Here is a 2,510-nt window from a genome sequence, read left to right on the forward strand (position 1 = left end):
GTAGGCAATAGTGGAACGCTTGAGCGTCCATAAAATCAATAACGGGCTAAAAATATGCCCAAGGAGTGAATCATGAAAAACGCAACCACAACCACCAAGACCTCACAGGCTATCGCAGAAGTCAAGAAAGCAGCTATGAGCGTAGGGAAAGTAGACCAAGTAGCCAAGTCCGAGGGACAGGATTTTGCCTCACAACTGGAGAGAGCGACAGATGCGCTTGCACTTGCCTTGACTTGGAGAATTGCTCTTGAAACTCACGTTGCTGTCCTGAAAGATGGTACTGTTCGCAAGTATATCAAAGTCACCAAAGGTATGCCCAAAGACCTTGATGTCATTCTCGTAGAGGGAAAGGGCCATAGCATTGAAGTAAGAACGTTCTCCAATGACAAGCGTTATGTGGCAAAGGGTGACAAGGCTATCTCTGAGAAAGAGGCAGAATACAATATCGCTATGGATACTTGGCAGAAAAAGTGTGACAGAGAGTCCAAGCTTCGTCTGGAGAAAGTCCTTGCAGATACCAACACTTGGGATGTCCTTTGGGGCTATGTGGCACTTATTGAGCGCAACAAAGAGATTGCCAAGTCTGAGAAGTACTTTGGTTAATAGCTAATACTACCCTGCACAGGTGTCCAGGAGGGGTTCAATTCCCCTCGTAGGGTTTATCTATCCCCCACATGTTAAGTGGGGGCATTTTTTTTGAAGGAGGCTGAACAATGAGAACAGCCAAAATTTTCGTAGTGGATGGAAAGTACACAGACTGGTACAAGTTGGAGCAAATCGACATTACCCATTTCTACCAGAAGCGTCTTGATGCAGATGGATCTGATCCAAATCCTGAGCGCAAGGGGTGGGTCTTGCACGTTGCACAACTTGGGTACGGAACACCCCTATATGAGGCAGTATGGGAATGGCTTCAGGGCAAGCGAGAACTGCAGAACGTGGGCTTTGGGGAGGTAGCATGAGCGAAGACCAGAAAGTCATGTGGGCATTGCTCAGCAATCTCACAGGGGAACAGGTAGCACAAGCCCTGACAGATTGGTATGGGCTTCAGTTACTGGATGGTGGATTCATGGAACACCTCAAAACAGAAGGTTATCTGGAGGCGGAGTGATGGAAGCAATAGAGCAAGAATTGGCTGATGTGATTGTACCCATGAATGTAATTGGCAGGAGTGGGGACTGGATAATGGCACAGTATTTCCTGTCAATCATCGGGGAAACCTACATCTACAACACCCGAACCAAAGAACTGTACCTAGGGTATTCAGAGCCGGAAGAAGCCTATTTTGATTGGCAAGAACTCACAGGAGAAAACAAAGATGAAGAAGACGAATAAACCCAAACAGACCGTATACGAGATTGTTACCCAGCGGATGATTGACTACATCGAACAGTACCAGGAGCTACCTTGGATGAAGCCTTGGGCAACCGTAGAGTCCCCACAGAAGAACTTTGTGAGCATGAGGCCCTACAACGGTATCAATGAGATACTGACAGGCATGAGTGGCTTCTCCAGCCCTCTCTGGATGACATTCAAGCAGGTAAAGGCTAAGGGTGGCACTGTCAAGAAAGGTGCGAGGGCTACACCTGTACTGTATTGGTCAACATTCGAAAAGAAGGTCGAGGATGAAGAGGATGAGGAAAAGCTGAAAAAGCTTGGGTTCCATCGAATGTATTTCATCTTCAATGCAGACCAGATAGAAGGCATAGAATTCCCCGAATTCGAGCTACCAAAGTATGACTTCAACCCTATCGATGAGGCTGAAAGGATCATTGAAAACATGCCGAACAGACCGGCAATCAGCAGAAATGGGACTGCAGCGTACTACACACCAATGTTGGATACTGTTACTGTACCGAAACCGGAACTCTTTGAATTACCGGAGACCTTTTACAGTACCTTGTTTCACGAATTGGCACACAGTACAGGCCATCCGAGCAGGTTAAACAGGTTCAAGGAAGAGGGTGACAATCACCAGTTTGGCGGTCAGTCATACAGCAAGGAGGAACTGGTAGCGGAAATGTCCTCAGCGTTCATTCTGAATACGTTGGGAATCAGTACACAGAAGACGGATTACAACTCTGCAGGGTATCTGAAGGCATGGTTAAGAAAGCTGAAAGACGACCCGAAAATGGTAGTAACAGCCGCAAGTAAAGCAGGTAAAGCGGCAAATTATATTATGGGCAAGGAGGCCTAAAAATGTTGAAGAAAAGCAAGATGATTATGTCCTTGGTGAAGCTGGTGTACCTCATGGTAATCGACCCGTCAGATGGTTCTGTTGAGATTGAGTTCGAAGAGACCGTTGAAGCATTGAGGAGGTTCTAGATGTGGTGGGAAACAAGCGAAGACGTACTGGACGTCATAGCCCAAACCGGTTCGATTGGTGGCATACGGATGTAAAAAGACGGCTAAATAATTAGCCGCCATAAACCTATATGCGGAAGGTCCCCTAGGTTCTGTCTACTATACACATCTGACGGTGTCGAAGAATTAGACCGTGTAGAGCCAGG

General features: G+C 46.8%; 6 protein-coding genes. All 6 read left to right on the forward strand.

All coding sequences use genetic code 11. The features are described 5' to 3' along the window. Window positions 1-72 precede the first annotated feature (72 nt). The 6 genes from JF818_RS06240 to JF818_RS16535 all read left to right on the forward strand — a co-directional run bounded on the left by JF818_RS06240 (window position 73) and on the right by JF818_RS16535 (window position 2,325). Window positions 73-603 carry a hypothetical protein gene (locus JF818_RS06240; protein WP_198891169.1) on the forward strand — a complete coding sequence of 177 codons (531 nt, stop codon included), beginning with the start codon at window positions 73-75 and terminating at the stop codon, window positions 601-603. A gap of 110 nt (window positions 604-713) precedes the next feature. Beyond that, window positions 714-962, forward strand: coding sequence for a hypothetical protein (locus JF818_RS06245; RefSeq protein WP_198891170.1), 249 nt, complete (start codon window positions 714-716; stop codon window positions 960-962). Continuing rightward, window positions 959-1,111 (forward strand): hypothetical protein, encoded by a 153-nt coding sequence (locus JF818_RS06250; RefSeq protein WP_198891171.1) that lies wholly within the window; start codon window positions 959-961, stop codon window positions 1,109-1,111. Before JF818_RS06245 ends, JF818_RS06250 begins: the two co-directional genes overlap by 4 nt. Next, on the forward strand, window positions 1,111-1,335 hold the full coding sequence (locus JF818_RS06255) for a hypothetical protein (RefSeq protein ID WP_198891172.1): 225 nt from the start codon (window positions 1,111-1,113) through the stop codon (window positions 1,333-1,335). Before JF818_RS06250 ends, JF818_RS06255 begins: the two co-directional genes overlap by 1 nt. Further along, on the forward strand, window positions 1,319-2,197 hold the full coding sequence (locus tag JF818_RS06260; protein ID WP_198891173.1) for an ArdC family protein: 879 nt from the start codon (window positions 1,319-1,321) through the stop codon (window positions 2,195-2,197). Before JF818_RS06255 ends, JF818_RS06260 begins: the two co-directional genes overlap by 17 nt. 2 nt (window positions 2,198-2,199) lie before the next feature. Then, a complete protein-coding gene (locus JF818_RS16535; protein ID WP_255528433.1) occupies window positions 2,200-2,325 on the forward strand; it encodes a hypothetical protein in 126 nt (41 codons plus the stop codon). The last annotated feature ends 185 nt before the right edge of the window (window positions 2,326-2,510 follow it).

Origin of the sequence: Sphaerochaeta sp. S2 (assembly GCF_016406725.1) — a bacterium.
Classification (GTDB): Bacteria; Spirochaetota; Spirochaetia; order Sphaerochaetales; family Sphaerochaetaceae; genus Sphaerochaeta.